This is a genomic window from Marinobacter sp. tcs-11, assembly GCF_002049515.1.
Lineage (GTDB): Bacteria > Pseudomonadota > Gammaproteobacteria > Pseudomonadales > Oleiphilaceae > Marinobacter > Marinobacter nauticus.
This window is the reverse complement of record NZ_LLYU01000003.1, coordinates 339,633-366,496: the sequence shown is the minus strand read 5'-3', so window position 1 is coordinate 366,496 and position 26,864 is coordinate 339,633. Positions and strand designations below refer to the sequence as shown.

Annotated in this window: 24 protein-coding genes and 2 pseudogenes; 9 read left to right on the top strand and 17 right to left on the bottom strand. The window is 58.2% G+C overall.

Annotation, left to right across the window (positions count from 1 at the left end):
- The first annotated feature begins 402 nt into the window (after positions 1–402).
- The 4 genes and pseudogenes from ARC85_RS06120 to ARC85_RS06105 all read left to right on the top strand — a co-directional run bounded on the left by ARC85_RS06120 (position 403) and on the right by ARC85_RS06105 (position 3,143).
- Complete coding sequence (locus tag ARC85_RS06120) at positions 403–591, top strand: YhfG family protein (RefSeq protein WP_152525364.1); 189 nt, start codon at positions 403–405, stop codon at positions 589–591.
- Positions 584–1,182 (top strand): annotated as a pseudogene (locus tag ARC85_RS06115) (putative adenosine monophosphate-protein transferase Fic). Before ARC85_RS06120 ends, ARC85_RS06115 begins: the two are co-directional and overlap by 8 nt.
- Before the next feature lie 296 nt (positions 1,183–1,478).
- Positions 1,479–2,075: an exopolysaccharide biosynthesis protein gene (locus ARC85_RS06110; protein WP_023011234.1), complete on the top strand. Its 597-nt coding sequence runs from the start codon at positions 1,479–1,481 to the stop codon at positions 2,073–2,075.
- A 180-nt stretch (positions 2,076–2,255) separates the two neighbouring features.
- Positions 2,256–3,143: a chemotaxis protein gene (locus tag ARC85_RS06105; protein WP_199452738.1), complete on the top strand. Its 888-nt coding sequence runs from the start codon at positions 2,256–2,258 to the stop codon at positions 3,141–3,143.
- On the opposite strand, the gene ARC85_RS06100 is transcribed toward ARC85_RS06105, so the two are convergent.
- Positions 3,140–4,810, bottom strand: coding sequence for an acetolactate synthase large subunit (locus ARC85_RS06100; RefSeq protein WP_286714517.1), 1,671 nt, complete (start codon positions 4,808–4,810; stop codon positions 3,140–3,142). The two genes, ARC85_RS06105 and ARC85_RS06100, sit on opposite strands and share 4 nt — an antisense overlap.
- A gap of 44 nt (positions 4,811–4,854) precedes the next feature.
- Entirely contained in the window at positions 4,855–6,336 is a 1,482-nt protein-coding gene (gene mqo, locus ARC85_RS06095; protein WP_286714516.1) for a malate dehydrogenase (quinone), read from the bottom strand.
- 463 nt (positions 6,337–6,799) lie between these two features.
- Here mqo and ARC85_RS06090 point away from each other — a divergent pair, with 463 nt between their 5' ends.
- Entirely contained in the window at positions 6,800–7,777 is a 978-nt protein-coding gene (locus ARC85_RS06090) for a calcium/sodium antiporter (protein WP_011786811.1), read from the top strand.
- A 19-nt stretch (positions 7,778–7,796) separates the two neighbouring features.
- On the opposite strand, the gene ARC85_RS06085 is transcribed toward ARC85_RS06090, so the two are convergent.
- From ARC85_RS06085 to msrA, 3 genes are all read right to left on the bottom strand, one after another.
- The gene (locus ARC85_RS06085; RefSeq protein ID WP_199452746.1) at positions 7,797–8,561 is read right to left on the bottom strand and encodes a lysophospholipid acyltransferase family protein; all 765 of its coding nucleotides are present in this window, start codon (positions 8,559–8,561) and stop codon (positions 7,797–7,799) included.
- A 92-nt stretch (positions 8,562–8,653) separates the two neighbouring features.
- Complete coding sequence (gene msrB, locus ARC85_RS06080) at positions 8,654–9,079, bottom strand: peptide-methionine (R)-S-oxide reductase MsrB (protein WP_114433894.1); 426 nt, start codon at positions 9,077–9,079, stop codon at positions 8,654–8,656.
- 10 nt (positions 9,080–9,089) lie between these two features.
- A complete protein-coding gene (gene msrA, locus ARC85_RS06075) occupies positions 9,090–9,740 on the bottom strand; it encodes a peptide-methionine (S)-S-oxide reductase MsrA (protein WP_286714515.1) in 651 nt (216 codons plus the stop codon).
- A 160-nt stretch (positions 9,741–9,900) separates the two neighbouring features.
- Here msrA and ARC85_RS06070 point away from each other — a divergent pair, with 160 nt between their 5' ends.
- Entirely contained in the window at positions 9,901–10,872 is a 972-nt protein-coding gene (locus ARC85_RS06070; protein ID WP_023009663.1) for a metallophosphoesterase, read from the top strand.
- 2 nt (positions 10,873–10,874) lie between these two features.
- Here ARC85_RS06070 and ARC85_RS06065 read toward each other — a convergent pair whose 3' ends face one another.
- The 3 genes from ARC85_RS06065 to ARC85_RS06055 are packed head-to-tail and all read right to left on the bottom strand — an operon-like array spanning position 10,875 to position 13,096.
- Complete coding sequence (locus tag ARC85_RS06065) at positions 10,875–11,357, bottom strand: CDP-archaeol synthase (RefSeq protein ID WP_011786816.1); 483 nt, start codon at positions 11,355–11,357, stop codon at positions 10,875–10,877.
- A 30-nt stretch (positions 11,358–11,387) separates the two neighbouring features.
- On the bottom strand, positions 11,388–12,764 hold the full coding sequence (locus ARC85_RS06060) for a class II fumarate hydratase (protein WP_286714514.1): 1,377 nt from the start codon (positions 12,762–12,764) through the stop codon (positions 11,388–11,390).
- Between the two features lie 44 nt (positions 12,765–12,808).
- The gene (locus tag ARC85_RS06055) at positions 12,809–13,096 is read right to left on the bottom strand and encodes a hypothetical protein (protein ID WP_014422636.1); all 288 of its coding nucleotides are present in this window, start codon (positions 13,094–13,096) and stop codon (positions 12,809–12,811) included.
- 196 nt (positions 13,097–13,292) lie between these two features.
- Here ARC85_RS06055 and ARC85_RS06050 point away from each other — a divergent pair, with 196 nt between their 5' ends.
- From ARC85_RS06050 to ARC85_RS06040, 3 genes are read left to right on the top strand one after another with little or no spacing between them, the layout of a single operon-like run.
- Positions 13,293–14,792, top strand: coding sequence for a response regulator (locus ARC85_RS06050; protein ID WP_286714513.1), 1,500 nt, complete (start codon positions 13,293–13,295; stop codon positions 14,790–14,792).
- Positions 14,793–14,794: 2 nt separating this feature from the next.
- Positions 14,795–15,439 carry a response regulator transcription factor gene (locus ARC85_RS06045; RefSeq protein ID WP_023009659.1) on the top strand — a complete coding sequence of 215 codons (645 nt, stop codon included), beginning with the start codon at positions 14,795–14,797 and terminating at the stop codon, positions 15,437–15,439.
- Positions 15,436–16,827 (top strand): sensor histidine kinase, encoded by a 1,392-nt coding sequence (locus tag ARC85_RS06040; RefSeq protein WP_286714512.1) that lies wholly within the window; start codon positions 15,436–15,438, stop codon positions 16,825–16,827. The genes ARC85_RS06045 and ARC85_RS06040 overlap by 4 nt, the downstream gene beginning before the upstream one ends.
- Here ARC85_RS06040 and ARC85_RS06035 read toward each other — a convergent pair.
- The 9 genes and pseudogenes from ARC85_RS06035 to ARC85_RS05995 form a co-directional block, all read right to left on the bottom strand.
- Positions 16,824–17,948 carry an OprO/OprP family phosphate-selective porin gene (locus tag ARC85_RS06035; protein WP_199452760.1) on the bottom strand — a complete coding sequence of 375 codons (1,125 nt, stop codon included), beginning with the start codon at positions 17,946–17,948 and terminating at the stop codon, positions 16,824–16,826. The two genes, ARC85_RS06040 and ARC85_RS06035, sit on opposite strands and share 4 nt — an antisense overlap.
- The gene (locus ARC85_RS06030; RefSeq protein WP_199452762.1) at positions 17,941–18,522 is read right to left on the bottom strand and encodes a DUF4956 domain-containing protein; all 582 of its coding nucleotides are present in this window, start codon (positions 18,520–18,522) and stop codon (positions 17,941–17,943) included. The genes ARC85_RS06035 and ARC85_RS06030 overlap by 8 nt, the downstream gene beginning before the upstream one ends.
- Positions 18,506–19,264 carry a polyphosphate polymerase domain-containing protein gene (locus ARC85_RS06025; protein ID WP_199452764.1) on the bottom strand — a complete coding sequence of 253 codons (759 nt, stop codon included), beginning with the start codon at positions 19,262–19,264 and terminating at the stop codon, positions 18,506–18,508. Before ARC85_RS06025 ends, ARC85_RS06030 begins: the two co-directional genes overlap by 17 nt.
- Positions 19,261–21,045, bottom strand: a complete 1,785-nt coding sequence (locus tag ARC85_RS06020) for a CotH kinase family protein (protein WP_286714511.1) — start codon at positions 21,043–21,045, stop codon at positions 19,261–19,263. Before ARC85_RS06020 ends, ARC85_RS06025 begins: the two co-directional genes overlap by 4 nt.
- A 141-nt stretch (positions 21,046–21,186) precedes the next feature.
- Positions 21,187–21,764 (bottom strand): annotated as a pseudogene (locus ARC85_RS06015) (peroxidase-related enzyme).
- Positions 21,765–21,809: 45 nt separating this feature from the next.
- Positions 21,810–22,793 (bottom strand): acrylyl-CoA reductase (NADPH), encoded by a 984-nt coding sequence (acuI, locus tag ARC85_RS06010; protein WP_023011238.1) that lies wholly within the window; start codon positions 22,791–22,793, stop codon positions 21,810–21,812.
- A gap of 42 nt (positions 22,794–22,835) precedes the next feature.
- A complete protein-coding gene (gene acuR / locus ARC85_RS06005) occupies positions 22,836–23,474 on the bottom strand; it encodes an acrylate utilization transcriptional regulator AcuR (RefSeq protein ID WP_199452770.1) in 639 nt (212 codons plus the stop codon).
- Between the two features lie 123 nt (positions 23,475–23,597).
- The gene (exaC, locus tag ARC85_RS06000; RefSeq protein ID WP_199454089.1) at positions 23,598–25,118 is read right to left on the bottom strand and encodes an acetaldehyde dehydrogenase ExaC; all 1,521 of its coding nucleotides are present in this window, start codon (positions 25,116–25,118) and stop codon (positions 23,598–23,600) included.
- Positions 25,119–25,242: 124 nt separating this feature from the next.
- Positions 25,243–26,607, bottom strand: coding sequence for a WS/DGAT domain-containing protein (locus tag ARC85_RS05995; RefSeq protein ID WP_286714510.1), 1,365 nt, complete (start codon positions 26,605–26,607; stop codon positions 25,243–25,245).
- Positions 26,608–26,864: the final 257 nt, after the last annotated feature.

Sequence of the window (26,864 nt, the reverse complement as noted above, 5' to 3'; positions counted from 1 at the left end):
AACTGCTTTTCGGAAATACTATCGGCTGCCATGGGTCATCCACTCACTGAGAACATTTTTAGTATATACATTGTATATAGAAAAGATAGGCTCAGGCGCCCAAGGTGTCGCAGTCAGATTTGGTGTTGCTTTCGAAAGCTGTTGATCTCTTCCACGACTTTGCGGGCGACCGTGCAGTTATCCGAACCTGCCTAATTGGCCTGGGCCTGGTAACGTAGAAGAATGAGAGCAAAACGATTCCAATAGGTGTAAAGCCCGCTCTGGCGGTCGATTCACTGACCCAGTCCTAATGGTAAGGTTTTGAAGAACTGATATACTGAGGTGACCGGTTGAAGCTTAAGAGCACGTATAATTTTGCTCAAACCAATCAAATTTAGCTGTCCACTATAGGGTTATTTCACGATGGCTCGAAACGCAGAAGCTAGAATGCCTTCAGACGAGCAGAGAGCCGCACATGTCCGGAAGACCAGGATGGCCAACTATCACGCCAGCATGCGCCTGGAAGGCTTTTACGTGGAGGAAGGTGCCAAAATGTCGAACAAAAAGACTTTGATCAGGAAATACAAAAAGCTGGCCATGAAGTGTGCTTGATAAGTATGGCGTCGGCAACGACAGCTACTGCTATGAAAACTCAGATGTTCTAATCAACCTTTTCGACATCAGGGATGGCGAGCTGATACACGAAGCAGAACGCGAGATCTCGAACGTCAATGCCGATACCATCGAGTTCATCCATCCCCTTATGATTTAGACTACCTCAAATCGATTCATCGTGTGCTGTTCCAGGAGATCTACTCCCGGGCCGGTGAAATAAGAACGGTTGATATCTCGAAAGCAGACACACGTTTCTGCACTGTCCGACGAATCGAAAAAGAATCGGAAAAAATCTTCGACTGCCTCAAAAATGAGGAACACCTCACTTCGCTCTCCAGGGATAAGTTGGTGGCAAAGGCCGCAGAATACTACGGCGACATCAACATGATTCATCCTTTCAGAGAAGGCAACGGACGGGCTCAAAGGATCTTCTTTGAACATCTCATCGTAAACGCTGGGTTCGACATCTCGTGGGAAGGAATAGATCCGGAGAGGTGGATTAAAGCAAACGAAGCCGCCGTGGTTTGTAACTACGCTCCCCTCGCAGATATTTTTGAGAACTGCATTGGTGAACCATTGACACCCTGAGATTGCAATTCTCGCGCAATAGCGCCGCTATGCTATAGCGACTGAAAGTGTCCACAAAGTGTCAATGAAACTGCGGTTTTGAGTGGTTCTGTGTGGAATGCCGCTTTTGTAAGTGGCTGTTTTATGGGCTATTGTGGTTTTCTGTGGGGCAGGGAATAGGTGCGGCATCGGGTTCAATTCCCGCCGTCTCCACCACCTTGCAAGAGAAAAGCCCCTGATTTCAGAGGCTTTTTTCGTTTCTGGAATGACTCAATTCCTGCAGCACCTTCGCAGCACTCTGGAAAAGGAAGCCAACCATGAACCAGCCAAACGACCCGGAAAGCCTGACAGAGCTGGTCGCCAGAATACGGGACCATACGCGGAATCAGGATCGGGTATCAGTCGGGGATCTGATGACCGCAGTGGGTGAGCGCTCTTTTGGCCCGCTGGTCCTGCTGGCCGGCCTGGTAACGGTGGCGCCGCTAATTGGCGACATTCCCGGCGTACCCACCTTACTGGGCTTGCTGGTTCTGCTTACCTTGGGGCAGTTGCTGTTCCAGCGTCGCTCAGTCTGGATTCCCTCCCGTTTATCGAACCGCCATATTTCCAAACAGACACTGTTTAAAGGCCTGCAATGGGCAAACAAACCTGCGGCATTTGTCGATCACTGGACCCGGCGGCGCTTGCCCTGGTTGGTTTCCGGGGCTGGCCAGTATCTGATGGCACTGATTTGCATGGCGGTGGCCGCTGCCATGCCGATGATGGAACTTATCCCCTTCAGTGCCAATGGCGGTGGCCTGGCACTGATGGCGTTCGGGCTGTCCATTGTCGCCCGGGACGGGCTGCTGGCTCTGGTTGCCATCGCCACTAGCGTTGGCACTGGCTGGTTGGTGATTACAAACCTGCCCTGGTAGGCGAACTGTCAAAAGACCTGTCACCATTTGATACAAAGCTGATGACGAATCGCTGAGCATAAAGCTGCTATTATTGCTACATAACCTTTTGATCGCTGGCGCCTTGTTTCATTTCTCAGAGCACCAATCGTGACAGCAAGCTCAGCAAGGAGCTTTCATCTTTTTTGCAAGGATCGGTTTATGTCCAGCAAAGCGAAGCAGTCCCAGAAACTCCTTCTGTTCCGCCTGTTCGGATCGCGGCTGTTTGGCATTGGCACCCTGAAAATCCGGGAAATACTTCCGTTTCAGCGATTAACCAAACTGCCCCACAGCCACCATGCCGTGATCGGAACCGCAACCTTCCGGGGCTCGGCCGTGCCGGTCATTGATATGTCTGCGGCCGTAGGCTACCCGGCGCTTACCCGCGAGGAGCAGGAAAAAGCCTCCATCATTGTTACCGACATCCAGCGCCAGGAAATCGGTTTTCTGGTGCGTAGTGTTCAGCAGATTATCGAGACAGACTGGAAGAGCGTGATGCCGCCGCCCAAGGCTCTGGGCACCAATGCCTTTATTACTGGCTTGCTGGATGTGGATGGCGACATTATCCAGCTACTGGATGTGGAGTTGCTGCTGGCCAAGGTGTATCCGGAATCCCTGGATGCCCAGGATGTTGTACTGTCAGATCTTCAGAGCGAAACGCTCAAGTCTCTGAATATCCTGCTGGTAGACGATTCCCAGGTGGCCCGTAAACAGCTGAGCGATGTACTGGACAGCAAAGGCATCAGCTACCACGTCACCACCAATGGCGATGAAGCCCTGCAGGTGATGCTCAGAGAGCACGAGCTGGGGCACCCGATCGAGATTCTGGTAAGCGACATCGAGATGCCGGGGCTGGATGGCTACGAGCTGACCTTCGATGTCCGGGATAACGCCAGCCTCAAGCAACCCTACATTATCCTGCATACCTCACTGAACAGTGAGATGAGCCTGAGCTACGCCAATCAGGTCGGGGCCAACGAGGCCCTGACCAAGTTTGACGCAGATGAACTGTTACAGGCCATGCTGCGTGGAGCTGCCCAGGCCGGCTAAAGCCGGCAGGTGAGCTCCGCCAGCTCTTCATCAAAGACCCGCCGGTTCTCGCTGTAGTCCACCGGCACATCCACCAGGTGGACACCACCGGCCTCCAGTGCGCGCTCAAGAGTCGGGCGTAATTCCTCGGTACGGGCAACCCTGTGGCCAACTGCACCGTAGGAGTCCGCGTATTTCACGAAATCCGGGTTGCGGTAATCCAAGCCGAAATCTTCATAGCCATCCTGCCCCTGCTTCCATTTGATCATGCCGTACGCGCTGTCGTTGATGATCAGCACGACCAGGTTCAGCCCAAGGCGAACAGCCGTCTCCAGCTCCTGGCTGTTCATCATGAAGCCGCCATCGCCGCAGATCGACATGACCTTCAGTTCCGGATAGAGCATGGCCGCCATCATACCACTGGGCAGGCCCGCGCCCATGGAGGCCAGAGAATTGTCCAGCAGCACGGTGTTGTTGTCGTAAGCCGGGTAGTTACGGGCAAACCAGAGTTTGTACATACCATTATCCAGCGCAATGATGCCGTCATCCGGCATCACGGATCGCACATCGTGGACAATGCGCTGGGGGATCACCGGAAAGCGGTCATCGGTGGCCCGTTCCTGAAGATGCTTGTCGACCGCCTGTTTCACTTCCATCAGGCCGGTGAAATCGTGGTTGGCACATTGTCCGCAGTGCTCGGCCATGTACTCCACACTGTTGGCAATGTCACCCACCACCTCATGCTGCGGAAAATACACCGGATCGACATCGGCTCCGCTGAAATTCACATGGATGACTTTTTTACCGCCCGGCGTCATGAAGAACGGGGGCTTTTCCACCACATCGTGGCCAACATTAATCACCAGATCCGCCCGGTCGATGGCGCAGTGAACAAAATCGCCGGCGGACAGGGCCGCATTCCCCATGTAACGGGGGTGACGCTCATCAATCACGCCCTTACCCATCTGAGTGGTGAAGAACGGAATGCCCGTCACATCCACCAGATGCAGCAAGGCTTTGGATACCCGTTTACGATTGGCGCCGGCACCAATCATGATCAGTGGATGATGGGCCCTGCGCAGCATGTCACAGGCCATATCCAGGCTCTTCTCGCTGGCCGTTGGCCGGCGGGCATCACTGGGATTAAAGATATGAATGCCCGCTTCGGCGGATTCCTCGGCAATGTCCTCAGGCAGCTCCAGGTGCACAGCACCGGGGCGTTCTTCCGAGGCAAGGCGAAAGGCTTCACGAACCTTGGCGGGGATGGTGTTGGCGTTACTGATCTGGCGGGTGTATTTGGTGAGCGGCCGCATCAGATCCACCACATCCAGAATCTGGAACAGCCCCTGTTTGGAGGACTTGATGGGCTTCTGCCCGGAGATCATCATCATGGGCATGCCGCCCAGCTGGGCGTAGGCCGCGGCCGTCACCAGATTGGTGGCGCCCGGCCCGAGGGTGGACAGGCAAACCCCCACCTGGCCGGTCAGTCGCCCATAGGTCGCCGCCATGAAGCCGGCAGCCTGTTCGTGCCGGTTCAGCACCAGACGGATACTGGAATTGCGTAACGCTTCCAGGAACGCGAGATTCTCTTCACCGGGCACGGCGAAAATGTATTTTACGCCCTCATTCTCAAGTGCCCGGATAAACACTTCGGCGCCGTTAAGCGCCTGTCGATGATCATTGGCCATAACTGTCCTCTTGATCTGAGAATTCTCAAATCAAGAGGATAGCATTACCTGAGCTTGAGCGTTGACAGGGTCCGTTCACGAACGCTGTTGAGCAGCTCCTCATTATCCACCAGAGACTGGCCATAGGATGGCACCAGCTCCTTCATGCGGGACTGCCACTGCTCGCTCCTGATCTTCTCCGGGAAGCAGCGCTCAAGCACATTGATCATGGCGTTAGCCGCAGTAGAAGCCCCGGGAGAGGCACCCAGCAAGGCGGCGAGGGTGCCGTCTTTAGCTGCGACAATCTCGGTGCCGAACTCAAGCTTGCCACCACCCTCTTCGGTCTGCTTGATAATCTGCACCCGCTGGCCAGCCATCTGCAACTTCCAGTCATCTTCACGGGCATCCGGGAAGAAGTTGCGCAGGGAATTCACACGGTCGGCATGGGATTGGAACACTTCGCCGATCAGATAACGGGTGAGGTCCATATTGCTCTTGCTGACTGACAGCATCGGGCGCAGGTTGGTAGCGCGCACCGAACCAATCAGATCGAAGATGGAGCCCTGCTTCAGGAAGCGGGTGGTGAAGCCAGCAAACGGTCCGAACAGCAGGGCAGGTTCGCCATTGATGATGCGGGTATCCAGGTGCGGGACAGACATCGGCGGCGCGCCAATCGGTGCCTTACCGTACACTTTAGAATGGTGCTCCTTGACGATGTCCGGCTTCTGGCACACCAGCCACTGACCACTGACTGGGAAGCCACCGTAACCGCGGGCCTCATCAATGCCAGACTTCTGCAGCAACGGCAGCGCGCCACCACCAGCACCGAGGAACACGAAACCGGCTTCCAGCTTGGTCAGTTCGCCGGTTTTCTGGTTTTTCACCCGCAGTTTCCAGCGGCCATTGTCGCGCTGATCAATGTAGTGCACCGGGCTGCTGAGCATCAGTTCAAAGTTGGGCTGGGTTTCCAGCCATTTCACCATGCTGCGGGTCAATGAACCGAAATCCACGTCGGAACCATGTTTGATTCGGGTCGCGGCCACACGCTGCATAGGATCACGGTGGCGAACTACCAGCGGCATCCACTCTTCGAGATCCTCCGGGCTTTCCGTGTATTCCATTTCCTGGAACAGGTGGTGCCCGCTCAGACGCTCGTAACGGCGCTTTAGAAACGCCACGTCTTTCTCGCCCCAGACGAAACTCTGGTGTGGCGTACGATTAATGAAAGAGGTCGGCTCCGGCAGGATGCCCTGCTCCACCAGGTAAGACCAGAACTGCAACGACACCTCGAACTGGGCATTGATTTTCAACGCCCGCTCAATCTCGACATCGCCATCATCGGTTTCGGGGGTGTAGTTCAGCTCGCAGTAACCGGCATGCCCGGTACCTGCATTGTTCCATCCGTCGGTGCTCTCATGGGCAACGTGGTCAAGACGTTCCACCATGACGATGTCCAGGGACGGATCCAGCTGCCTGAGCATCATGCCGAGGGTCGCGCTCATGACGCCCCCACCGACCAGCACTACATCTGCCTGTCTAACGGCCATTGGTTTTCACCCTAGCTTAGTGTTGAAGCCTGCTGCCACTCCACGATCAGCAAAGTGGCCTGTCGGAAGCCGGCCTGGCGCGAGGTAGACGGCGCTGCCGTGAGCTTCCGGTCTGAAATTGCGCGCAATTATCCCGATTTTCGCCGAAAGAATAAATTGCGATTATCAATTGATGCGTGTCGGTTGCGGGCACGGCTGGCACCAGTGGTGCGATTACCGGTATGTTGGCACATTGCCCGTCATCTTATCGTTTTGCCGGGATTGTCTCGTGTTTTGTTAACAATATCAGCGCCACTTTAGTCTGATACCCCGGCGCCCAACCATTGGATCATCCGTAGTTACCTGCAACGGCGCGCATCTCAGTGCTGACCAATCGCCCCCTAATACGGTATCTTGTGCGCCAAACACTTTCCTCCGGGCCATGGGCCGGAGTTTCCGACGTTAATCTTTTTGAGGTTTCTCTATGTTGATGGCCATCGGTGCCGTTATTGCCGGCCTGATCCTGCTGGTCTGGAGCGCGGACAAATTTGTGGAAGGAGCCGCCGCCACCGCGAAACACCTGGGCATGCCTACGCTACTGATCGGCATGGTCATTATCGGCTTCGGCACCTCTGCTCCGGAACTTGCGGTCTCTGCCATGGCTGCGTCTGACGGCAACCCCGGCCTGGCTCTCGGAAACGGGTACGGCTCCAATATCACCAACATCGCCCTGATTGTTGGCCTGACCGCCATCATCGCGCCGATCGCTGTGCACTCACAGGTGATCCGCAAAGAACTGCCACTACTGGTCGTACTCACTCTGATTGCCGGTGCGCAACTGATCGACGGAGAGCTGAGCCGACTGGATGGCTGGGTGCTTCTGGGCGTCTTTGCCGCGGTCATGGGTTGGTCCATCTATCAGGGGATACGTGGCAAAGCTGACCCGCTTGGAGGGGATGCTGAGTCCGAAATCGTTGCCCACCCCATGCCCCTGAAAACCGCAATTATCTGGCTGGTGATCGGGCTGATTCTGCTGATTGTCAGTTCAAGGCTTCTGGTGTGGGGTGCGGTCGCTATTGCCCAGAGCCTGGGTGTGAGTGATCTGATCATAGGCCTGACCATTGTCGCTATCGGCACATCCCTGCCGGAGCTGGCCTCAGCTATTGCCGCCGTGAAGAAGAACGAGCACGACCTGATTCTGGGCAACATCCTGGGCTCAGGCATCTTCAACACCCTGGCCGTGGTGGGGCTCGCCGCGGCGATTCAACCGTTGTCGGTAGACCCTGAGGTGCTGTATCGGGACTGGACGTTAATGCTGGGCCTGACTCTGGCGCTTCTGGTCATGGGCTTCGGCCTGACCGGTTGGCGCAAGCTCGTATCGAGGGTTGACGGTGCCCTGCTGCTGGCCGTTTACATCGGTTACACCGGCTATCTGTTCTCTACCGTGGTCTCCGCCGCCTGAGCATCGCCGGCGGGGCAGCTTATTCTGCCTCGCCATTGCCCAGTAATTCCTCCAGATTCTCCCGCACGCCCGCCATAATCTCCGCAATGTCGTCCTTGCTTTTTCCTGCCGTGTCGATGGGGGTGCCCACCCGCACATCCACCGGCTGCCCCAGGTTAATCTGCCAGGTGCGCGCGGGCAGCACCCGATGAATCCCCCGAATCGCCACCGGTACAATCACAGCCTGAGTATCCAGGGCCAGGTGAAAGCAGCCTTTCTTGAAGGGTAACAGCTGACCGTCCGGAGAGCGGGTCCCTTCCGGGGCTGCCCACAACACAATGCCACTTTCCATCATCTGACGGGCTTTCTCGAGATCCTTCACCGCCCGGTTTCGACGGGAACGGTCAATAGATGGAAACTCGGCAGCCCTCATGGCCTGCCCCAGCAGAGGAATGCTGAACAGCTCCTTTTTGGCGAGCATGCGGATTGAACCTGGCAGCGACACGAAACTGACCGGGATGTCGTAGTGGCTGGCATGGGTGCTCATGATGATGTAGCGCCGGCCATCGTTGAAATCCGGCACTTCTCCGCGAACAACCAGGCTCGCCCGAACCAGCCGCAACAACGCCGCCGACCATTCCCGGCAATATTTGTCGACAATCGGCCGGTTCAGGCGTCCGAAAAGCGCCCGCAACAGGATCAAGAGCGAATACAGCGCCGTCAGCCCCACGGAGCCAATCACGACGCCGGCACGTCGGAGCAGGGTAGCCGATTCAGTGAGCGGGTTTAATTTCAGTCTGACCATCGATCACCTTTCACCAGAGCCGATTTCAGATGGTCGGCCCTAAAAAGAAAGGCGCATTATAGCCGCAACAAAGAGCTCGCGATATTCAGACTCTAGTTCGATTCAGAGAACACCATTGCAATGGAGTTCAGACAATAACGCTGCCCGGTAGGTGGCGGCCCATCAGGGAACACGTGGCCCAGGTGACTGTCGCAACGGGGGCAACGAATTTCGATACGGGTCATTCCAAGACTGGAGTCCTCCAGGTATCGGATATGCTCCGGGTCGAAGGGCTGGAAAAAACTTGGCCAACCAGTGCCGGAATCAAACTTGGAATCGGAACTGAACAGCGGCAGATCACACAACCGGCAGTGATAGGTGCCGGACGTTTTGTTATCCAGCAACGTGCCACAGAAGGGACGCTCGGTACCGTGATCAAGCAGCACCCGGCGTTCTTCCTCAGAAAGATGCTCGGCCCGGGCTTCCACTTCTGCCCGGGTTAACGGTGTCAGGTCATAGCCTGCTGCAGATACAGACATCGGAGCCTCCTCAAGCCTGGTCCAGGTCGTCTTTGCTGAATTCGGGCTTCAGCTGTTCGGGCCAGGTGTTGGCCAGTTTTTCCATCTTCGGTGCCGCTACCGCCATGATGTATGGTTGCCAGGGATTACGGGCGGCAAAGTTCTGGTGGTGCTCCTCGGCCGGATAAAAGGCTTCCAGGGGCTCCAGGGTGGTCACGATGCGATCCTGATACACGCCGGCGGCATCCAGCTGGCGGATATACGCCTCGGCTACATCGTGCTGCTCTGGGGTCTCATAGAATATCGCGGAGCGATACTGGCTGCCGACATCGTTACCCTGTCGGTTGAGCTGGGTGGGATCATGGGCCACCGAGAAGAACAGCTTCAGCAGTTGGCCGAAGCTGACCCGTGCCGGATCATAATGCACCTCGATGACTTCGGCGTGCCCGGTTTTCCCGGTACAGACCGCCTCGTAATTCGCGGTACTGGCTTCACCGCCGGCATAACCAGAGGTCACACGTTGAACACCGTCAACCGCCAGAAAGACCGCTTCCACACACCAGAAACAGCCCCCCGCCAACACCAGCCGGGACTCACCGGCCGCTTCAGGCAGATCCTGTTCAGGGTCCGGGAAACGACTCCTGGGAACACTCAGGCCGGGCAGATTACATGCATCGGTCATGGGCCACTCCGTACACTATACATCGTCGAATGATCACTGATTGTGGCGTCTCAATACTGAAAAGCCAAATCAGCACCTGTAATTTGCACTACCCAGGGCAACAACCATAATTAAGACAGGAACCACTGATAAGGTTCCGCTCGGCATCAGGGATAACAGCATGACCGCAAGGGTTCGCGTATCGGAAGATCAGGACGAGCTGCTCCACTACCGCCTGAGCCTGAGGCTCGGGCCCGTCCATGCCCGTCAACGCCTCGGCATTGAGCGGGAAACCGAAGCCCGGGTGTTCGGGCGGGACAAGCGCTCGTTCCATCTGGAAAACCTGACCAACGCTCCGGGACTGATTCGTTTCTGCCTGAAGGCCGTGGGCCTGCTACGCCGGGCTCAGGCCAACAGTTTGAAACTGACCACCGAGCACAACACCTTCGTGTTGCCCGATCTCCCATCGGCCTTCGAAGGCTTCCGCATCCTTCACCTGACCGACCTGCATGTCGATATGGACGAAGCGAACCTGCAGGCAGTTATACGGCAAATCGCCCCGCTGGATTACGATCTGTGCGTTCTGACCGGCGATTACCGCCAACGCACCTGGGGCCCTGTAGACGATGCTCTGGACGGTATGGCCAGACTGCGCCAGGCCATTCACGGCGACGCCTATGCCGTGCTGGGCAACCACGACAGTGTACGAATGGTGCCGGCTCTTGAAGACATGGGCTATCGCCTGCTGATGAATGAAATGGTGCCGCTGGAGCGGGGCGACAGTCGCCTGTACCTGGCCGGCGTGGACGATGCCCACTACTACAAGGTTCACAACCTGCACCGGGCCGGCGACGATATACCCGCAGGGGGAATCAGCCTGTTACTCAGTCATACGCCGGAAATCTGGCGGGAAGCCGCCCATGCCGGTTACGACCTGTTCCTCTGCGGCCACACCCACGGTGGGCAACTCTGTTTGCCTGGCGGCATCCCGCTGACGCTCGACTCCGATTGCCCGAGGCGCCTTGGCCGCGGGCTCTGGCAGGTGAACGGCATGCAGGGTTACACCTCACCGGGAGCCGGCACTTCGGTCCTGAATGTGCGTCTGAACTGCCCCCCGGAAGTGACCATTCACACCCTCACTCGCGGGCCCTGAGTTCAGTGTGGCTGTTTACGTATACCGAGGCGGTAAAACAGCGGAGAGAACAACATATTGGACAATGCGAACAGAAGGGCAACGGCGACCGCCTCCCACAGTGGCAGCGGCAGCCAGTACCAGGCCATCACCATAGGTAACAGCGCCTCGGGCAGCTGATCCAACCAGACCGCCCTGGCGCTGGAAGCCAATCCCATACGGCGCTTGGTGAAACTGCTGAGCATATCGCCCCACAGCGACAGGAAAGCAAACAGCGCTCCGAACAACCAGCCCAGACCCACCCACAGGGCGAACAGCGCGCAGGTCAGAACGCCAGAAACCAGCCCACGCCAGGTTTTGCTGGGCCCCAGCAGCGGTCGGCCATCGCGCCACAGCCGGCCACCATCGAGGGGCCAGCTGCCATGCTGATGAAACAACCGCGCCACAACCACCGGAGACCCGTTGGCCAGCACCAGCATGACAAACAACTCAAGCGACAACAGCACTCTGCTTTCCCCTGTCAACAGCCGGCCAGATCAGGTCAGTCCGCCCCGGGTCAGCTTGAGCGGGTTCATCAATTCCTCAAGCCGTTTGCGGCTCAATCCGCTCCGCTCCTCGGCAACGTCGATAACCGGGCGCCCGCTACGGTATGCCTCTTTGGCAATATCCGCGGCCAGGGCGTAGCCGATTTCAGGGTTCAATGCCGTCACCAGAACCGGGTTTCGACCCACCCCCGCGTTCAGGTTTTCGGTGTTAACGGTGAACCCTTGCAGGGCCTTGTCCGCCAGCAGGTTCGAGGCATTGGCCAGCAACCCGCACATATCCAGCAGATTTGCGCCCACCAGTGGCAGCATTACATTCAACTGAAAGTTGCCGGACTGGCCCGCCATGGCGACAGCCGCATCCAGCCCGGTCACCTGGGCACTCACCATCGCCACCGATTCCGGTATCACCGGATTCACCTTACCAGGCATGATGCTGCTGCCCGGCTGCAAGGCCGGCAGGTTGATTTCCGCCAGACCATGGATCGGCCCACTATTCATCCAGCGCAGGTCATTGGCGATCTTGGTGAACACCACGGCCACACCACGGAACTGGGCAGACAATGCCACAGGCGCATCAACCGCACTCTGCCCCAGAAACTTGTGCTCCAGCGACCGGAACGGATAGCCCGTATTCTGCTTCAGAAACTTCACAAACTGGCCAGCAAACTCCGACGCGGCATTCACCCCGGTACCGACCGCGGTACCGCCCTGCGGTAGTGCCGCCAGGTCCTCCATGGCCCGCTCAAGGCGAAGCTCGGTCGCCGCGACCTGTTCCCGCCAGGTTCTGAGCTCCTGGCCAAGTGTCACCGGCATGGCATCCATCAGATGGGTGCGCCCGGTCTTCACCTGCCCGGACAGTTCAGCCTCCCGGCCGTAGATCACTCCCCGGAGATGCGACAGCGCCGGCAGCAGCCGGCTTTTCACTGCCAGCACTGCGCTGACATGGATCGCAGTCGGGATCACGTCGTTGGAACTCTGGCTCATGTTGACGTGATCATTGGGATTTACCTCCACGCCCTGCTCGCGCGCCAGAGCCGAGATCACCTCGTTCACGTTCATGTTGGTGCTGGTACCGGAGCCGGTCTGGTAACGGTCCACCGGAAACTGATCCGCATGTTCCCCTTTCAGCAACCGGTCGCAGGCGTCACAAATGGCATCACGCAGTTCCGGCTCCAGCAAGCCCAGTGACGCGTTGGCCTGGGCCGCCGCACGTTTGACCTGAACCACAGAGGCAATGAATTCGGGCGGCATCGGCTGCCCGCTGACCGGAAAATTGTCCACCGCACGCTGGGTCTGCGCGCCCCAGAGCGCACTGGCCGGTACCCGGACCTCACCCAGGCTGTCTTTTTCAGTTCTGAACTCGGTCATCACATCCTCCTTATGTCACGCTCGATAGCTTCCCACAGCGGCCCTCAGGTGCCGTTACCATGGGATTTCAGGCGGACATGGTCGCAGATGCCGGTCACCTGCTCAAAATTCAGAATCAGTGTGTGCACGGTATTGGTGTAGGTGTCGTGCAGGTGAAACTTGAAGCGGCTCTGCTTCTCGCCCTGCAGAAAGGCATCGTACTCGCGCACCAGCTCTCGTACATCACCGCCGGAGTCCTGGCTCCAAGTGGCGTTGAACGGACCCAGTACGGCGCCACCGGCAAGGCAGATGGTGACTTCGTGGTTAGTGAGATGGCCGTCTTGAGTGGTCATGACATTTCCCTCCTGAAAGCACTCAGCGATAAGTGTAGTCGCTCTCAGGCACCGGGCTCTGGCAATTGCCAAAGTCATCACAGAAACAAACATTTCCGGCAACCCATCCTGCATTTGTAGGATTTTCCTACAAAACGACGAATGCCACCCTGATAACCTGTCCAGCCGATTCGATATCAAGGAACGACCGGTAAACATGGGGCACTTCCACTCACCTGCGGTTTTACTGCGCTACCATAGCGAAGGGGCAAAGCAGACGTTCGAGGCCTTGTTCGCGCAGGACTTCTCGATACACGCCTTTAGCTCGGATGAGGCAGTGCTTGAGCACATAGCGGCCGCTGAAGCACCGCCCGCAGCGCTGGTGATAGCCGGATGCGAAACCTCAACCGCCATTAACTCCACTCTGCTGGTCCAGGCCAGAACACAATATCCCGCCGTGCTCCGGGTGTTGATAACCGAGCGCGTTATCCTGAGCGAACTGGTGGCGCTGCTGGACACCCAGGTAATCGATCGTTGCTTCGAGCAGCCCCTGGACCCAGACCTCATACGCTCACACCTTTTGACAGCGGCCCTGACAAGCCCGGAGCTGTCCGGCCAGACCGAGCACCAGCCATCGCTGCCGAACACCGAGGGGCAGCGCCCCGTTGTGCTCATTGTCGATGACGAACCTGCCGCCACGAAATATCTGATCCGTCAACTCGAACACCTGCAGGATGAGTTCTCCCTGCTTTCCGCAGACACTGCGGAAGCGGCACTGGAACATCTGCGAACGCCAGGCGCGCCCATTGCAGTGGTGATGACGGACCAGCGGATGCCGGGCATGCAGGGCAAAGAGCTGCTGGATGAGTTGCGTCAGTCTCATCCGGCTGTTGTCCGGATTCTGACTTCCGCCTGGGGCGAGGTGGACGTTGCCCTCAATGCCGTGAATGAAGGCCGGATCTTTCGCTACCAGAAAAAACCCTGGCAAGCACAAACCTTGCTGCCACTGTTCCGGGAAGCCATCGCTCGCCACCGTGAGCTGGCGTCGGCCCTGGACAACACCCGCTGCGAAACCCGGAAACGCTTTGCCGAGCTTCGCCTGCAACGCCACGGCAGGCTCCTCGATCATCTGAGGCCGATCCTGAGCGCCCAGGTTCCCGATACCACACTGAACGCTTTTCTGGATACCGTGGCCAGCATTGACCACCTGCCTGCGGCGAAAGCACACCTCAGGGCCAGCCAGGACATGCATCTGGAACAGGAGCTTGTCCGGCGGTTCTGCGACCATGTGCGGCAGGAACTCAGTCGGCTGGAAAACATCGTCCCGGCAGGCCCCGGGCAGAGCCGGATGACGTCACTATTCAGCGGGACCCCGCCCCAGGAACGGGCCACATCGTCTCCACCCTGCTCGCCGGCAGAATTACTGGGGCAAGCCCTCAACACCCTGCTTGTCAGCTCCGGTCTTGACTGGAGCCACCTGGTGCTAACCGAGAGTCGCGATCAGCTTCACGTAGCCCCGGAACAACCGCTACGCATCTACAGCCATCTACTGGCTCCGCTAACGCGGCTCTCCGATCCGCTTCTTGAACAACAGGCAGCACTTCTGATGCTGTTCGTCACCACCAGCCTGCTGGGCGGGGACGTCAGTGCTGAGGCAGATGGCCAGTGCCTGCATCTGGCCATTACCCTGCCGGTACTCCCGGGATCGGGTAACTGACCGTGAACCCTCAGCGCAGACTCCGGCTGTTCGCGACCGTCAGCCACCGTCTTTTCCGCGACGGTTTGCTATTCCAGATTCTTCATAACGAAGACATTGAGTTAGTAGGCGAATCCGAGACCGGCGTTGAGACGCTGCAACGCCTGGCTGCTGTCAGACCCGGCGTGCTATTGATTGAAGAGAATCTGAAAGACAATGATGGACTCACCATTGCTGAAAATGCCCTCAGCCTGCACCCGGCGCTCTCGGTGCTGCTGATCTCCGACACTCCGGTCAACAGCTCGCGCATGGCGATTTACCTGGAATCAGGAATCAAGGCGGTGGTCTCGAAACAGCAGTCGATCCAGGAACTGATCAAAACCCTGTTCTACATTCGCAGCGGTCAGGTATACCTTGGCAACTGGCAATCAACACGCGACCGGGCTGATGACGCTCTTACCGCTTACCAGGCGTTGTCCGGCCGCGAACGGGAGGTGGCGAGACTGATGTCACAGCGGATCGCGGTTCGAGATATCGCTGAGGAACTGGGGGTGTCCTGTAAAACGGTGCATTCCTACAAGGACCGGATCTTCGTCAAGCTGGGCTTCGAACGCCTGCCGGAGCTGATTCTGTTTATGCAAAGACATCACCAAAGGGCGTTACCATGAACCTGCTCTCCGGTATTGAGCAGATCAAACAGCTGCCCGTTGATCGGCAACGGCGGTTCGAACGTTTTTCGCGCACCCAGTACCGGTACCGCGTGCTGCCGCTGTTCGCCGATGTTTACCTGATCATCGCGTTTATCGGCACCCTGCTTTTCCTGGCCGGACAGCTCTCGCACTCGGTGGAGCCCCCGGTGTTTGCCGGTTACCTGCTCTACACCGGGGTGCTGACAGCGCTCATTCTGGCTCATCGCTTCACCCGGTTGCGGCGAGCGGCACCGCTGGTTGTCTATCTCGTATTCATCAACATGGCGACATTCAGCTACCTCGGCTATATCGGTGCCGGCGCCGCCATCGCGCCTGTGGTGGGGCTGTTCTTTTTTATCAGCTCGGTCGGCATCATCACCCTGTCGCTGAAGCACACCAGCATCATTTTGGCGGCCAACCTGATACTTCTGGTGCTGGCCACCGCGGTCACAGTCCCGGCCGATCAGATTGTCACCGTGCTTATCGGCGTAATCACCAACTGGCTGATTCTGATGTGCCTGGTGGTGTCACCGTTATCGGCGTGGTTTTTCTCCCAGTTCCTGCGCAACCTGCTGGCCCTGCAGTTTCTGCTCAGAGATCGAAACCGGCAACTTTCCCGCGCCTTGCAGACACTGGAGGCCACCGAGGACAAACTGGCCCAGGAGCAGAAACACCAGGCCCTGAGCCACATGGCCAAGGGTCTGCTGCACGAGATTACCAATCCGCTCAATTGCGCCATACAGGCGGTAGACTTTTCCGCGGCGATCAACCGGAATCCGGACGTAGCCGAGGCGCTGGACGATGCGGCAAGCCATCAACACCGGATTGCAGAGATCGTCTCGGATCTGATCGAATTCTCCCGCCCGGCGCCGGATCATGGCCCGGAGGCTGTAAATCTCGACAAGCTGGTGCAAACGGCGCTGCGATTTTGCCGGCACCAGTTGCAGGGCACCGCAGTCACCACCCAGATCCCCGCTGGCCTCTCGGTCGCCTGTTTTCCGTCACCGCTGATTCAGGTGTTCGTCAACCTCCTGATGAATGCATCGTCAGCCATCCGTGCTGCTAGCCCTGCACGACCGCAAATCCGGATTACCGCTGCCTCCACCGAAGCCGTGACCAGCATTACCGTCCGGGATAATGGCAAAGGCATCGACTCCAGTGACCTGCAGCGACTGACTGACCCGTTTTTCTCCACCAGCGAGACGCCGGATAACCTGGGGCTGGGATTGAGTATCTGCCACACCATCATGCGGCATCATCGTGGTGTCATGAAAATTGCCAGCGAACCCGGGCAATGGACCGAGGTGATACTGGAACTACCCCGGCATATCGATGGGCCCGACAAAAGCACTCGCCCTCCAAACTAAAACCGGTAAACCAGCCGCAGGGTCGCGGCATTGCCCCCGGGATCCGGCGACAGACGATTACCGCTGATCTCCGGCATCAGGTAATTCAAGCGAAGCTGAATGTCTTTACCCAGATAGTAATTCAGGCCCACGGTGGTGACGCTGGCTTCCGCCCCGATGCTTCGATCCCTCAGGTCAACGGCACTGTAACGCGCCACCAGTTCCCAGGCGCCGCCGGTACTCTTTGGCTTGATGCGCTTGAACTCGCCTCGCTCGTATGGGCGCGGGTCGTCGGTCAACAGCAGGCCGGCCTGGACATAGCCCCCGGTAAACCGCCACCATTCGCCGCCTTTACGACGCACCTCCTGAGCCATGACTTCTGCTGTCACCGTCAACCGATGGAACTGCCAACCGGCCTCCACGCCCGCAAGCCTGCTTTCACGGGCCTCAAAGCGGGGACTGCGAACCACGTTGTCAGCGCTGAACACCTCGGCCTCATCCTTGATCTGGAACTCCTCCTCTCGATGCTGTCGCCAGGATGCCGCTGCACCGATGTGGAGTACCTGATCCTCCGAGCGGACGGGAGCGCGGGAGACCCTGGCAGTTACAGCGCTGCCGTCTTCCGGTTTACGCTCATCGCTAAATATACCCAGCGCCCAGGTTGAGGATTTCCGGTACTGCCCTACCATAATCCCCAGTGAACGGCCCGGTGCAAAGGCCGATGTAGCCATTGAGCGCTCACCCGTACCGAGACTTGAGTAGCTGGTCAGCCGTTCCATACCGAACGGCTCCTTGAACTGGCCCAGCCGGATGGCGAGGCGATCAGGGCCGTTGTACTGCACAGAGGCGTCGCCCAACTCTGCGTCTTTGTTATCGCCTTCAATCTCGTAGCCGCCGTCAATCTCAGCCTCCCAGGCGTCGCCCCACGCCAGTTCAACCTGGAGCTTGGCGTTGCGCAACACGCCATGCGTGGTGGATTCTTCTCCGTCCTCATCATGGAACGCGCCGTAGTGGTCGACACCGGCCGCGATGTAACCACTCACCTCCGCCTGAGCACGCCCGTCGCCATCACTCGCCAGGGCGCCTGCACTAATCATCGGCAGCAGCGCAAAGGCCAGCAGTTTGCCAGTTTGTTCAGTCATGCCCCGCCTCCAGGTGATAGTGCATCCGAAGCATCGCGGTGTCTCTCAGGTAGCTGACAGACACCACATCAACCCGGAACACATCCAGCCCGGTGCGTTCCCTGAGATCGGCAATCAAGGCTGCCTGTTGTTGCCGGTGGACGTTCTCGATCTTTTCGTATTCCACCTCCTTCTCACCGTGTCGCGGTAACAGGATGCGGGTCTCGAGCACAACCGCCAGGGCGATGACCAGGCCATTCAGCATGATCAACTCCAGGTGGTGCATGGTCCCGACTGCCGCCAGCAAGGCCATGGCGATCACCAGGAACAGGTAGGTCATCTCCTTGATACCCAGGGCTTCGGTGCGATAACGCAGCATCGAGAACACGGCAAACAGGCCAAAGGCAAAGCCCATCGTGACCGTGACCGAATGCAGCAGCGCCGTCACCAGAAACACGCCAACGCCGAAGAGAATGAAAGAGGCGGCATTCTCCCGGTGACGGGAATAGCGGTAATAACAGCGAATCAAGACCAATACCGAGGCCGCATTAATCAACAGCCGGATAACAAAATGGAGGTCAACTGCAGATTCCATGAACGCTCCTTAACAACGGTTTGAATCGATTGGTTTTCAGGTTGTCTCCGTCCAGAAAAACCCGACCAACGCAGTACTTGCTGAAAGTCACCGGCCTGTATCCGAGCGCGGCCAGACGCGCCATCAAAGGCGAGCCAGAGGCTTTCCGGTCATATTTGATTTCGAAAATGGCAAGACCTGGGAGCGCAACGGAATGCTGTCGATCAGGCGTCTGGAATGAGAGCCCGGTATCCACCGTCACCCGCTCATGGCCGTCCCGCCGGAGCAATGTCATCCGTTCATACCGGACAAAAAGTGCCGGCCGCATCCCTGCAGCCGGAAGGCCGAATTGCCCGGAAAGGAAATCATTGATGACGCGCGGGTCCCGACCGTCTCCGGTTAACGACAAGCGGGTTTTGATGGTGCGTTGCCGGTTGCTCTTCTTCTTGACTTCAAGAAAGCTCTCTCCGCTTTGCCGGTAGTGACGAATCCGCAGCTTGAAACGATTGAGCTTGCCGTTGTGATGATCCAGATACAGCTGGCTGTCCGGCGTATCCAGATACAGGGTGTCGTAGGTAAAACGCCGAGCCGCCCCAATCTCAAGCATCGAATACTCGCGCTCCAGGCCCTGAAGACACTGGTCTAGCTCCTGAGCCGGAATCATGAACTTGGTGTCCACACGGTTCATCAGGAGCGCTCTTGACTGCGCCTCAAGGGAATGCCCGGCAAATCTCGCCACCGGGCTACCAACGGCCATGTTCATGGCACGTCGGCCACGTACTCCAGGGTGGCATCCAGGGTGATTGCCACGTCCCCGGCCTGCTCCCCGGTGCCAACACTGATCAGGGTAATCTGCCCTTGAGCTCCCAGAGCAATCGTCCGGACATCTCCGGGCAGGCTCTCATCCACCTCAAACAGCAGCGCATTGGTGGCAAAGCCATGGAGGCGATGGCTACCCGGTACGTAGTCCGACGATTCAATAAACAGCTGAAGCACATAGGGTTTGAAGCTGTCACCGGCATCCACGCCGATCATCAGGAGGCTAACGACCGCCGGTTTGGTTTCCCGGTCCACGGAATACACCAGGCTGTCCACTTCAAAGGCGGCGTAGGTCAGGCTGGCACTGACGTTGCGCCCGTCCGGCAAGGTGAAATTGAATGCACCTCGGTCATTTCCGCTCTGGGATGTGATGTTGCCCGTCAAAGCCGTCGTGGTGGGCGCGCTGCAATCCGGCTCCTTGTCTGCCAGAAGCGAGACTTCGCCTGTCGGCGTCTCCGCCGCCATCGCCTGTTCCAGAACAGCCCTGCGGGCGGGCTGGTAATCATCGTCGCCCGGCTCACCGTTGCCGATGATAAAGCGTTGCAGGCTGGCCGCCGCCTCCTCGGTGGTTCCGGTCAATTGACGAATGCGCGCCAGGCGGTCGGTCAAGGCATTCTCATCCCACTGGGTTTCCAACAGGTTCTCCAGCTCCGCATAATAGGCTGCCCGGTATTCGGGTATCTGGAACAGACGATCTGCGAGCCGGAAGTTGCGATAGAAAACACCGGTTAGCGGCTTGAGCGGATGGTCCCCGCGAAAAGCCGTGTCGGCCCCCCAGGGAACGAAATGGAACAGTCCGTCCTCCGGGTTACGGTAAATATGGAAGTTGTTGGCATTACCGGTGGCAGAATCCCAGGCGCCGAGCAAGGTCTCCACCGCCCAGAAGCGGATGAACTGGTCCACATCGACCAACTGCGGCAACACGTTCAGCATCTGCTCATCTGGCAACGCCAGAGCTTCTGCAACGGCTTGCAGATCGCTTCGGTCGTTTTCCTTTTCGTTGGTCTTCTTCTCCAATCGCTGGCTCAGCCAGGTACCAAAATCGGCGGTCTGCGCCTCATACTGATTACCCTCATCGTTGCCGAACGCACGGGTCAGGAAAGGCTTTTTAAGAGGCTCTACATTGGTAAACACGCCGAGTGTTTCGCCGTTCACGGTTACCCTGGCGTAGTTGCATCTTGGTGCCGCAATGCCGGCTTCACGGAACTGGTCATACGCCATGCATTGCCTGGCATTGGAAGGATCCTGGCGATTGTTGTTCAGGGTCATCCGTGAGGAATTCTGGTAGGTCCGGCCTTTCTGCAGGTCGTTGAAATCCAGCTTGAGAGAGGGAATACTCGGGCTCAGGGAGCCCATATAGCCTTTTTTGCGAACGATAACCTTGTCCATCGATTCGCCATCGATCGTTACCCGGGCCGTAAACTCGGTGTATTCGAATGCCGGCACACACTCTCGATCGGTACTGGCCAGGGTTCGGGCCTCGCTGCGGAGTTGGCGAAACTCGTCAGCCGGCATGCGGATGTCTACGGCCAGCACCCGATCCGGTGCGTATAGATCGCCGTCACCTCCGACGTTCACCGGCTCAACCGGGGCATCAAAGTCCGAGGGATCAGAAGAGTCCGAGCCTCCGCCCCCACATCCCTGCAACAAGATCAATACCGCGCCGGCCACCAGCCAACGATAGCCACCCCTGAATGTTCTGGATTCCGCCGTTATTGTTTTCATGTACCACTCCCTGAATATTATTGATCTTTGCCGGAACCGAACCGGCTTCAGGGAGTATTGCGAGGAGACGCTCAGGAGTATGTAAGAAGGTATTACAGGGGAGACGGCAGGCCGGAAAATCCGGGGCGAAGCCCCGGCTGTTTATCGTCCCAGGGAGTAGAACTCGGGGTTTGCGCGCATGCTGGTGACATTGGCCATGCGGTTGGACAGGCCGAAGAAGGCCGCGATGCCGGCAATATCCCAGGCGTCCTCATCGGTGAAGCCATGCTCGTGCAGCGTTTGAAAATCGCTGTCGTTGACTTCGTATGCTGATTGGGAGACCTTCACGGCGAAATCCAGCATGGCCTTCTGCCGCTCGGTGATATCGGCTTTGCGATAATTCACTGCACCTGATCGGCCACCAGCGGGTTCTTTTCCCGGATCCGCAAAATTGCCCCGTGGGCCACCACGCAATACTGACACTGGTTCAGGTTGCTGGTGGCCACCACGATCATTTCACGCTCACCCTTGGTGAGGTTGCTGTCTTTTTCCATCAAGGCATCGTGGTAATCGAAGAACGCCCGAAACTCCGCTGGCCGGTGCGCCAACGCCAGGAACACATTGGGGATAAAACCGGACTTCTCCTGAACCTTGAGAATACGGCTGCGGATATCCTCCGGCAAAGCATCCAGCTCGGGCACCGGGAAGCGGCTGATGGGCAATTCGTTCTGTGCTGGCATGGTACGTCCTCTGTTTCTTTGTATCGTTAGGGAGACGGGCCGGAATTACCCGGCCACGGGAATCACAATCCGACCCCGGATCTTGCCGTCCATCAGCCGGCTGGCGGCGTCGATGACGTCGTCAAAGGCCACTTCGGTGATCATGCTGTCCAGCAACTCAGGGGACAGATCCTCAGACAGACGCTTCCAGGCGTGCAAACGGTCTGCTTTCGGCGCCATCACACTGTCGATGCCACACAGGGTCACGCCACGCAGAATGAAAGGCGCCACTGTCGCCGGGAAATCCATGCCCGCTGCCAGCCCGCAAGCCGCCACCACACCGTGGTATTTCATGCCGGCACAGACGTTTGCCAGCACCTGGCCACCGGCCACATCCACCGCCCCGGCCCAGGTTTCACGAGCCAGCGGCTTACCGGGCTCGCTCAGCTCGGCCCGATCCAGAATCTGTTTGGCACCCAGAGATTTCAGGTAGGCTTCTTCTTCGGGCCGGCCGGTCACTGCCGTTACCGAATAACCCAGCTTGGCCAGGATGGCGACGGCTACGCTGCCGACTCCGCCAGTGGCCCCGGTCACCAGAATGTCGCCGGAATCCGGTGTGACGCCGTGCTTCTCCAGCGCAATCACGCACAACATTGCGGTATACCCCGCGGTACCTATGGCCATGGCCTGACGGGCCGTGAATGGCGCCTGCAGCGGGATCAGCCAGTCCCCGGACAGTCGTGCTTTCTGGGCCAGACCACCCCAGTGCTTCTCGCCCACGCCCCAGCCATTAAGAACCACTTCGTCTCCGGCCTTGAACTCAGGGTTGGACGATTCCGTCACCACGCCAGCCAGGTCAATGCCCGGCACCATCGGATAGGTTTTCGCGATGGGCGCGCGGCCGGTAATGGCCAGTCCATCTTTGTAGTTCAGGGTGGTGTAGGCCACCTCAACGGTCACATCGCCTTCGGGCAACTGGGACTCATCAACGGATTTCAGCGCCACCTGCTGGTCGCCACGGCTGCCTTCTATCAGGATTGCTTTGAACATGTTGCCTCCACTGTTTCGTGAACGTGAGTAGATCGGTTGTCATCAGGAACCGCGCACCAGCGCCATAAAGCCCTGGGCAAAACGGTCAAGCGGTTCCGGGGATTGTTCCAGCTTGGCCCTTAGCACCGCACCTTCCCACCCTGTCCAGAAGAATTGTGCCATCTGGTCGCAGGACAGGCTCTGGGGCACTTCACCAAGCTTGCGAGCTTCTTCGAGAACCCGCTCAACCCGCGACTCCCAGTCCCGGAAAACGGCGCACAACAAACTCCGAAAGCTCTCTGGCAAAGCCGCCATTTCCTGACCGAGATTGCCAATCAGGCATCCCCGGCGATAATCGAACTTCTGCATGCCCGCTTTGGCGCCATCCACAAAGGCCTGAATCCGCGCCAGGGGGCTGAGGGACGCATCGGACAACGAGCGCTCCAGCTTCTTCGCAAAGAACTGGCCGTAAGCCTCAATCAGGGCCCTGCCGAAGGCTTCCTTGTTGTCGAAGTAATGATAGAAGGAGCCCTTGGGCACGCCCGCCTGTCGCAGGATTTCGTCTATACCGGTGTAGGAGTAGCCCTTCTCTGTCAGCACCCCCAGGCCCACTTGGATCAAGGTATCCCGGGTGTTCTGATAACTCGCTGCCGAGGATTTGGGCGGCCTGCCCCGTCGGCGCTTTACTGGTAGCTGATTCATCCATCACCCTTAATTAGACCGAGCGTCTAATTAATATCCCAGAAATTAGACCGAGTGTCTACAAAATATAAAGTTGGACGAACAAAGCGGCCACGGAAGCCCGCGGCCGCGCACCCATATTATTCAGAAGAATCCGAGTGGGTTGGTGTCGTAGCTGGTCAACATACACTTGGTCTGCTGGTAGTGCTCCAGCGCCATCTTGTGGGTTTCCCGGCCAACCCCGGATTTCTTGTAACCACCGAACGCGGCGTGGGCCGGATAAGCGTGGTAGCAGTTCATCCAGACCCGACCGGCCTGGATGTTGCGGCCCATGCGGTAGGCCAGGTTGGTGTCTCGGGTCCAGACACCGGCACCCAGACCAAACTCGGTGTCGTTGGCAATCGCCAGGGCTTCTTCCTCGGTCTTGAAGGTGGTAACGCCCACCACCGGGCCAAAGATTTCTTCCTGGAAAACCCGCATCTTGTTGTCGCCCTTGAACAGGGTTGGCTGGATGTAGAAGCCGTTGTTGAACTCACCTTCCAGGTGCTCACGGTCACCGCCGGTCAGTACAACCGCGCCTTCCTGGCGACCGATTTCCATGTACGACATGATCTTGTCAAACTGTTCCCTGGAGGCTTGGGCACCCACCTGGACGTCCGTATCCAGCGGGTTGCCACGTTTGATGGCCTTGGTACGCTGAACCACCTTGTGCATGAATTCTTCGAACATGTCTTCCTGAACCAGCGCCCGGGACGGGCAGGTACAGACTTCCCCCTGGTTGAAGAACGCCAGCACCAGGCCTTCCACACACTTGTCGATGAACTCCGGCTCGGCCTTCATAACATCCGAGAAGTAGATGTTCGGCGACTTGCCGCCCAACTCCACCGTAGACGGGATAATGTTTTCCGCCGCGCACTTGAGGATATGCGAACCAACCGGCGTGGAACCGGTAAAGGCGATCTTGGCGATACGCTTGCTGGTCGCCAGGGCTTCGCCGGCTTCCGGGCCATAGCCATTGACGATGTTGATCACACCCGGAGGCAACAAGTCACCAATCAGCTCCATCAGCACCAGAATACTGACCGGAGTCTGTTCGGCGGGCTTGAGCACCGTACAGTTGCCGGCGGCCAGGCAGGGGCCCAGCTTCCAGGCCGCCATCAGTAACGGGAAGTTCCAGGGGATGATCTGACCAACCACGCCCAGCGGTTCGTGGAAGTGGTAGGCGACGGTATTATGGTCAATTTCGCCCATGTGCCCTTCCTGAGCCCGGATACAACCGGCGAAATAACGGAAGTGATCGGCGGCCAGCGGGATGTCGGCATTCAGGGTTTCACGCACCGCCTTGCCGTTGTCCCAGGTTTCCGCCACGGCCAGTTGCTCAAGGTTGGCTTCAATGCGATCGGCAATTTTCAGCAGGATGTTGGAACGTTCGGTTGGCGACGTTTTGCCCCAGGCCGGCGCCGCCTTGTGGGCGGCATCCAGCGCCAGGTCGATATCCTCGGCCGAGGAACGGGGCACTTCACAAATGACCGCACCGGTAACAGGGGTGATGTTCTCGAAATACTGGCCTTTAACCGGCGCCACCCACTCGCCACCGATAAAGTTTTCATAGCGGGATTTGAAGGAGACAATGGAACCTTCTTTTCCGGGTTGTGCATAGATCATGACATCTTCCTCTTTGTTGTATTTGTCGCGGGGCAACGCAGCCTTTCGCGCTAACAAAACAAAGGTAGACCTCAATCCGGAACATTTGTATGGAGAGGGAAGATAATCCGCTTATCCGATGGTCTTAGTCGGCACCGAAGTGCTCCAGCTCTTTCAGGCAATCCTCAACAAAGGCTGCAGGATCCGCCATCACAGCCTCGTCCGCCACAACACCAAACTGCACTTGTCCGCCGTAGCTGACAATGCTGACACCCAGCCCGATATCACCGGCCTGAGGCACCCAAAACATCTGCTCGGTGATCTCACATCCAGCCAGATAGCGGGTGTCCGGAGTGCCAGGAACGTTAGATACCACCGCCGAAGCTTTCCCGAAGAACAGGTCGGCGAAGGGCCTGCGTCCCGGTTCGGGAATCAGTGCCGCGCAGCTGGTTAGCCCCCAGGCCAGGCCAGGCTGCCAGCTCTTCTTCAGTTTCCGGGTTTCATGCTTGATCCGGAACAACCGCTCCAGGGCACTCTCTCCATCCACCGGCAAAGGCACGAACACCGTGCCAAAGCAGTTACCGGGCTCGCCCTCTTCCGGCCGCACGCCGTCGGGCAGGCGAGCCCGGATGTCGACCGGCACCGCCGCGTGCATCACCGCCTCATCCAGTTGCTCCGGAGTCATGCCCAGTCGGGGCTTGACTGCCGCCGCCACGCAGGCGAGCAGGACATCGTTGATGGTTGTACCGGTTGCCCGGGCAATCGTGCGGAAGCGGGACAGAGGTACCGGGGAGGACCAGCGGCAGCTGCGTCGGCCCAGTAGCGGGCGTTTCAACTCAGACGGAGAGTCCTCTGGGCTCACCAGAAACTCACTGAATTCGTGCACCAGGCGCAGACTGTTTTCCAGGGCACGGCCTGCCATGCTCTTGCCAGTGCCTGGCGTTGATGGCGTATCGACAGAACCAGAGACGGCCGGAATCGCCTCTGCCATCCGGGCTTCCAGCCAGCTTTGGGCAGCCGCCATCCAGGCTCCAGCGCGGGGCTCCTCCGTTGATCCATAAACGGCCGGATACTGTCGCGGCGATGCCGGGCACAGGCGGTCAAAAATACCCAGCAGGGACAAGCCATCAGCGTAACAGTGATGCAGCCTCAAAACTAACGCAGCGCCACCCTGTGCGTTGGGTGCCAACCAGAATTTCCAGCGTGGACGATACAGCGGCAAGGGTTCGTTCAGGCGCTCGGAGACCCAGTCCTGCAGCTGTTCCGGCTCGAATCGGTCCAGCGCCACATCAAGGTGCTGGGGGGCGGAAAAGGTCTGGTCTTTCTCCCAGTACCAGGCAGGCGCACGCCACACCGGGCGGCAGCGGAACCGCTCCCAGGCCAGCCAGTATACCTCCAGAAACTCCCGGAAACGGGTCGGCGTCAGCCCGTCGACCCTCAGCATGATGGTGATGGTCATCGGGTTTTCGGGCCGTTCCAGAGCCAGCCAGGCTGAATCCGAAGGCAGCATGAGATGCGATTGCTCCTGGCTCAAACCCGATTATCCCCGATCAATAGCGTGCCTGTAGGAAAGAAAACCAATCCGGCATTGTGCCAGAGTCCGGATACCGGCTCCATCCTCGGGCACCGCGCACAGAGTTACAAAAAATTACACGTGAGTAACTGTTCAGTCCTATACTGGTTATATGGCCCGGTGCCATGGTTATAAAACCGTGCCCCGGATCGGCCAATTGGCCTCAACACACCATTTTTGCAGGCACTGGCGCC

Excerpts from the sequence above, each read along its gene's own strand:
- ARC85_RS06120 (WP_152525364.1), top strand. The coding sequence starts at position 403 with ATGGCTCGAAACGCAGAAGCTAGAATGCCTTCAGACGAGCAGAGAGCC.
- ARC85_RS06110 (WP_023011234.1), top strand. The coding sequence starts at position 1,479 with ATGAACCAGCCAAACGACCCGGAAAGCCTGACAGAGCTGGTCGCCAGA.
- ARC85_RS06105 (WP_199452738.1), top strand. The coding sequence starts at position 2,256 with ATGTCCAGCAAAGCGAAGCAGTCCCAGAAACTCCTTCTGTTCCGCCTG.
- ARC85_RS06100 (WP_286714517.1), bottom strand. The coding sequence starts at position 4,810 with ATGGCCAATGATCATCGACAGGCGCTTAACGGCGCCGAAGTGTTTATC.
- mqo (WP_286714516.1), bottom strand. The coding sequence starts at position 6,336 with ATGGCCGTTAGACAGGCAGATGTAGTGCTGGTCGGTGGGGGCGTCATG.
- ARC85_RS06090 (WP_011786811.1), top strand. The coding sequence starts at position 6,800 with ATGTTGATGGCCATCGGTGCCGTTATTGCCGGCCTGATCCTGCTGGTC.
- ARC85_RS06085 (WP_199452746.1), bottom strand. The coding sequence starts at position 8,561 with ATGGTCAGACTGAAATTAAACCCGCTCACTGAATCGGCTACCCTGCTC.
- msrB (WP_114433894.1), bottom strand. The coding sequence starts at position 9,079 with ATGTCTGTATCTGCAGCAGGCTATGACCTGACACCGTTAACCCGGGCA.
- msrA (WP_286714515.1), bottom strand. The coding sequence starts at position 9,740 with ATGACCGATGCATGTAATCTGCCCGGCCTGAGTGTTCCCAGGAGTCGT.
- ARC85_RS06070 (WP_023009663.1), top strand. The coding sequence starts at position 9,901 with ATGACCGCAAGGGTTCGCGTATCGGAAGATCAGGACGAGCTGCTCCAC.
- ARC85_RS06060 (WP_286714514.1), bottom strand. The coding sequence starts at position 12,764 with ATGACCGAGTTCAGAACTGAAAAAGACAGCCTGGGTGAGGTCCGGGTA.
- ARC85_RS06055 (WP_014422636.1), bottom strand. The coding sequence starts at position 13,096 with ATGACCACTCAAGACGGCCATCTCACTAACCACGAAGTCACCATCTGC.
- ARC85_RS06050 (WP_286714513.1), top strand. The coding sequence starts at position 13,293 with ATGGGGCACTTCCACTCACCTGCGGTTTTACTGCGCTACCATAGCGAA.
- ARC85_RS06040 (WP_286714512.1), top strand. The coding sequence starts at position 15,436 with ATGAACCTGCTCTCCGGTATTGAGCAGATCAAACAGCTGCCCGTTGAT.
- ARC85_RS06035 (WP_199452760.1), bottom strand. The coding sequence starts at position 17,948 with ATGACTGAACAAACTGGCAAACTGCTGGCCTTTGCGCTGCTGCCGATG.
- ARC85_RS06030 (WP_199452762.1), bottom strand. The coding sequence starts at position 18,522 with ATGGAATCTGCAGTTGACCTCCATTTTGTTATCCGGCTGTTGATTAAT.
- ARC85_RS06025 (WP_199452764.1), bottom strand. The coding sequence starts at position 19,264 with ATGAACATGGCCGTTGGTAGCCCGGTGGCGAGATTTGCCGGGCATTCC.
- ARC85_RS06020 (WP_286714511.1), bottom strand. The coding sequence starts at position 21,045 with ATGAAAACAATAACGGCGGAATCCAGAACATTCAGGGGTGGCTATCGT.
- acuI (WP_023011238.1), bottom strand. The coding sequence starts at position 22,793 with ATGTTCAAAGCAATCCTGATAGAAGGCAGCCGTGGCGACCAGCAGGTG.
- acuR (WP_199452770.1), bottom strand. The coding sequence starts at position 23,474 with ATGAATCAGCTACCAGTAAAGCGCCGACGGGGCAGGCCGCCCAAATCC.
- exaC (WP_199454089.1), bottom strand. The coding sequence starts at position 25,118 with ATGATCTATGCACAACCCGGAAAAGAAGGTTCCATTGTCTCCTTCAAA.
- ARC85_RS05995 (WP_286714510.1), bottom strand. The coding sequence starts at position 26,607 with ATGCTGCCTTCGGATTCAGCCTGGCTGGCTCTGGAACGGCCCGAAAAC.